Source organism: Moorena sp. SIO4G3 (assembly GCF_010692305.1).
Taxonomy (GTDB): Bacteria; Cyanobacteriota; Cyanobacteriia; order Cyanobacteriales; family Coleofasciculaceae; genus Moorena; species Moorena producens_A.
In genome coordinates this window covers 1-5,035 of record NZ_JAAHIG010000529.1, presented here as the reverse complement: position 1 = coordinate 5,035, position 5,035 = coordinate 1, and the positions used below count along the sequence as shown (strand labels likewise).

The 5,035-nt window shown below is 43.9% G+C and carries 3 protein-coding genes; 1 reads left to right on the top strand and 2 read right to left on the bottom strand.

From position 1 onward, the window contains the following. Window positions 1–214: 214 nt before the first annotated feature. Window positions 215–853, bottom strand: coding sequence for a peroxiredoxin (locus F6J99_RS41960; RefSeq protein WP_070396150.1), 639 nt, complete (start codon window positions 851–853; stop codon window positions 215–217). Between the two features lie 529 nt (window positions 854–1,382). On the opposite strand from F6J99_RS41960, the gene psbU reads away from it, so the two are divergent. Then, the gene (gene psbU, locus F6J99_RS41955) at window positions 1,383–1,910 is read left to right on the top strand and encodes a photosystem II complex extrinsic protein PsbU (protein WP_365975324.1); all 528 of its coding nucleotides are present in this window, start codon (window positions 1,383–1,385) and stop codon (window positions 1,908–1,910) included. Window positions 1,911–2,681: 771 nt separating this feature from the next. Here psbU and F6J99_RS41950 read toward each other — a convergent pair. Continuing rightward, window positions 2,682–4,664, bottom strand: a complete 1,983-nt coding sequence (locus F6J99_RS41950) for an ABC transporter ATP-binding protein/permease (RefSeq protein WP_293122576.1) — start codon at window positions 4,662–4,664, stop codon at window positions 2,682–2,684. Window positions 4,665–5,035: the final 371 nt, after the last annotated feature.

The window sequence follows — 5,035 nt, the reverse complement described above, 5'->3', positions numbered from 1 at the left end:
AACCACGGCAGTCGCTCATGGGGGAGACCCCCAAGACCGCGCTGCCTCCCCAAGACCGCGCTGCATCGCTTTATACAAATCTCCCCCATCTCCCCATCTCCCCATTCCCCTCCTGGGAGGGGAATGGGGTGGGTCCCCATCTCCCCATCTCCCCATCTCCCCATCTCCCCACCCTCCCCACACTTTTATTATGGGTATTCAACCAGACTTGATATTACTTGTTCGGTTGGGGTGTCATCCGCAGATAGGGCTTAATTACCTCATATCCTTTGGGAAACCGTTCCTTCAACTCTTCTGGATCTTTGATGGATGGTACAATAACGCAGTCATCCCCGTCTTTCCAGTTAACGGGAGTAGCGACTTTATAGTCATCGGTCAACTGTAGGGAGTCAATCACTCGCAGGATTTCGTCAAAGTTACGACCGGTGCTAGCAGGGTAGGTTAACACTAACCGCAATTTCTTCTGTGAGTCGATGACGAAAACAGAGCGTACGGTTAGGGTGTTGTCAGCGTTGGGGTGGATCATATCGTAAAGGTCAGACACCTTTTTATCTGGATCCGCCAAAATCGGGTAGTTGACCGTTGTTGTCTGGGTTTCGTTGATATCTCCAATCCAGCCTTTGTGGGAGTCAACATCATCCACGCTCAAGGCTAGCACTTTAACATTGCGCTTCTCAAATTCGGGCTTGAGTTTAGCAACCATACCTAACTCGGTGGTGCAAACTGGGGTGAAGTCGGCTGGGTGAGAAAACAGCACCACCCAGCTATCTCCTGCCCATTCATACAAGTTAATCTCACCTTCGCTAGAATTCTGAGTAAAGTCGGGTACGGTATCCCCCAATCGTAGAGTCATGGCTAAATCCTGTTGCTATTTGTTCTTCTCAGGATAGTTATCGTCCCACAAAAGTCAGGTTTATCCCTCAGCTTTTAGATCTATTTTAGGATTTGCTTAGGAATTCTTTATTCAGCCGTCAGCCGTCAGCCGTCAGCCGTCAGCCGTCAGCCATTGGCGTAGCCTGGCCTTGGCCTTTGGCCACGCTATGGGAACAGTAGCTCTATCTGTAGCCCATAAGCTGATAGCTGATACCTGATAGCTGATACCTGATATAGCAATCCGTGTAGGAATTGAGAGAATTTTGATGCGATATTCCCTACTCCCTGTTCCCTGTTCCCTGTTCCCTGTTCCCTTTGCTATAGCTGATAGCTAGTAGCTTACAAAGCAACATTTGTCAATGAACTAGGGTGGTAACTTCTGATATTCTGGAAAAAGTTGAGGTCTTGTGTCTGGACTTCGATATTATGAGATGATAGGAAACAAAAATTAAACTAAACCCACAGAGATTAATTTCTCTTAGTGCTGTGTTGTGTAAGTAAGGAGTTTTATGATGAAAAAACTGGTTCATCTGGCCGTGTTATGCCTCTTAGTGCTTAGCTTGGGCTGCTTAGGCTTATCCCAAAGTGCGATCGCTTCCCCTATGTCTTCAGCAGACACATTTTCGTTAAATAACTTAACGTTGCCCTCATCTACCGCTTTAATCGCTCAGTCATCCAAGAGCAATGAGGCTCAGTCATCCAAGAGCAATGAGGCTCAGTCATCCAAGAGCAATGAGGCTCAGTCATCCAAGAGCAATGCGGCTGATCGCAAGTTAGCCACGGAGTTTGGTAAGAAGATTGACCTGAACAATACTCATGTGCGAAAGTTTCGCAAATATCGCGGATTCTACCCAAACTTGGCTAAAAAGATTATTAAAAATGCACCCTACGACTCAGTAGAAGATGTTCTGAACATTAAGGGACTAAAGCCAAAGCAGAAGAAAAAGTTACAAGCTAACCTTGAAAAGTTTACCGTGACTAAGACCTCAGAGGTTTATAATGCGGGCGACGATCGCTATAATCCTGGCGTGTACTAACAACGCCATTGGTGGTTAGCTTTAGATTTTTTGTCTAACCCACTCTTACAAGAGTGGGTTAATTGTAACTAATCAATCTAGGACTTACACAGCTGATAGAAACATCAACAAACCTGGCTGCATCGCTTTTTTGATAATGTTTCGGTCAATTCTTGATCCGAAGTTCCAGGCAACTGCGGCGAAGTCTATTGTTGTTACTATAAATTTAAACACTGAAAGCTCCGTCTTTTTAAAGCGGAGATGAAAGTGAATAGCGAGTTTAGTCGCCGTGAAAAAATTCAGAAGCTTCCGGAATCTTAATCTGGACGTGGTAGAATAATATAGGGTACAGGCTGAAAAACCGTGGCTGAGCCGGGAGAGAGACCCGTAACTTATTGACCATTAAGTAGTAATGCCCAGAGGGTAAGGAAAATCCTCTCTAAAAACCTAATCATCAACTAACAATTGGTGTGTGAACCCAGCCAGATCACAATTTGAAAATAAACGGTACGGCGGGGCACGCCGGAACCGAGTGAAACAGGGAAGCAACGGACTTTTAAGGCACTTCTCAAAAAGTAACTAAACGCCTAAGGAGACTAGCCCGCTGGGTCTTTTGTAAACTAAACTAAAATCTTAGTCTTGACGGGATTTCGGTTTAGGTATTGCCGCAAGGATGCAAAGGTTTAAGGCCGGTCGTAGATCTAGGAATCCCCGTCTTTTTAAAGCGGGGAGTGTCAATGTACTACACAGACTAATAAATCACTTTAGCAATTTTTTCAAGAAAATTGGATTTCAAGAAAATTGGGGATTTGGGAGCTTCCCGAGCTCAATACCAAACTTTTGGGCTGGAATCACCTGCCAGCTAGAATCACTCGATAGTTCCAGAACTTGCTGATGGTACTTCAGCAGACTCTCTCGGTGACCAACACTGATAAACGTGGTTTCGGTTTGCTGTAGTTCCTGGTAGAGATGCCGCTCGTTTTGCTGATCCAAGGCACTGGTTGCTTCATCCAAGAAGGCATAGCGAGGTTGATTCAGCAAGAGTCTGGCAAAGGCTAGACGCTGTTGTTCTCCTAGGGAAAGAACACTGTTCCAATCTAATTGGACTTCCAAACTGCCCACCTTGGCCAGCAGCTCAGAAAGGTTAACCCGGTGCAGCACGGACTCCAATTCCTCCAAGGAACTGTCGCGGCTGGCATTTGGGTAAAGCAGCTGTTCTCGCAAGGATCCTGGAATCATGTAAGGACGTTGAGGCAAAAATAAGATGTCTTCCACGGCAGGTCGCATGATGCAGCCTGTTCCTGTGTTCCACAACCCAGCGATCGCTCTTAGCAAAGAACTCTTGCCACAGCCACTCGCCCCCATAATTAGTGTCCCCTCACCCGGTTCTACTGACAACGAGAGATCTTTGACCAAAGTCTGTTCGCTGTTAGGAGTTTGCAAGGTAATTTCTTTGAGGGCAAAGCAGTTGTCTTCTACTGTCTTAATAATGTTAGCAGCATTCTGTTGTGCTGTCGGCGCTTCCAAAACCTCCGCCAGGCTAGCTAAGCGATTAACCACCGCAGCAAGAGCACTAAGGGTATCAAACCGACGTACAATCACTGCAAGTGCCCCCGAAAGCTGAAAGCACAATATACTTGCTTGAGTAACTGTCCCTAACTCAACTTGACCACTAAAATACAATGATCCTACAGTCAAGTAAGGTATGATAAAGATAGAATTTTGATACGCTATGGTTAAGAATTCTATATTCCGCTGCCAGTCGATAATCAGATTTAGATTCTGCATCAGTTGAATAAATCGCTGCTTCACTAAACTCAATTCTTGGGTTTCTCCACGAGAGAAGGCGATTGATTCAGCATTGTCGCGGATGCGAACCAAACTGTACCGGAAATTGGCTTCGTATTCGAGTTTTTCTCCATTAAGATCAACTAAGCGTTTACTCAAAAAAATCACGCTGACGTTGACGAACAGAGAATAGACTACCATAGCAGTCAACAGTAGTTTAGAAATCGTCCAAAGAACGATTCCGTAAGCAATTAGATTAACAACTTGATTAAGTATAGCAACCCAAAAATCCAAGATGGTTTGAGTAAAGGATTCAACTTCTTTGGAGATGCGCTGGTCTGGGTTATCGATATCAAGATTTGTCTTGAGTTCGTAATAGGCTCTATTGTATAGATACTGATCGAGAAAATATTTGGTTAACCATTGTTGCCAGTCGAGACAGAGTCTCTTTTTGATGTAGTTGGAAAACACCATTAAGGGCACAATGGCCAATAGGGAACTGCTGTAGAGTAAGAGCAGGGTCAGGTAGTTTGACGCCTGGTGTCGAGCCATGACGGTGATCAAGTCCCGATTTAAGTAGCTGCTTAAGACATTTACCCCAGTACTTGATAGCAGTAACAACACTATCACTATTGACATCAACCATGGTTGCCAATGAGCTTGTAACTGTTGCCTGTAGTAGGCAAAAGCAGCAATCGTAGCCAGCAAAAGTACACCAATGAAATAGATAGCTGGCGACTTATTGATCATGGCAACAGAGTCCACTAAACCGGGAGCAACACTATTAATTATTTCTGGAAAATAGTGCTGTCCTCCTAAGCTAATGAGGCTGACAATAGTAAAAGAAATTATTAATAGGAATACTATTAGTAACAGTAATAGCCCTAGAAACGTTCCTGTTTGATCCGATAGTGGATACCAGTAAGGCTGGACAAGCCCTAACAATCTTTGCCCAAACTTACCGTCAAATCTGTGGTTTTCACTCATATATCTAGAAATTCCCAGTTGTCGGAGGGGTGCAAGTATCAATAATCATTATGCTTATTTATTAAGCACAGGTGGAACCGGTGTACAGCCTGTAGGGGCGCATCCCCAATTTATGATGTTTATTTTGCCTACCTGCTTACCAAGTCACCATATAGCTATAGCATTTCTATTTGAGTTGTGAACAGAATCTCTGTCTTGATGCAATAGCGAGTGGGGGAAAAGGAAAAAGGCAATATCAAATTAACTATATAGATAGATTTTAAATAGAAAAAAATGTATTAGTTATTACAAAAAATAGCAAGCTATATAATTCTCAACACAAAAGTTGAGAATGATTACAATACTAATGACTATAATCACTACACTGATTA

Coding starts and splice junctions, on each gene's coding strand:
- F6J99_RS41960 (WP_070396150.1), bottom strand. CDS start 853: ATGACTCTACGATTGGGGGATACCGTACCCGACTTTACTCAGAATTCT.
- psbU (WP_365975324.1), top strand. CDS start 1,383: ATGATGAAAAAACTGGTTCATCTGGCCGTGTTATGCCTCTTAGTGCTT.
- F6J99_RS41950 (WP_293122576.1), bottom strand. CDS start 4,664: ATGAGTGAAAACCACAGATTTGACGGTAAGTTTGGGCAAAGATTGTTA.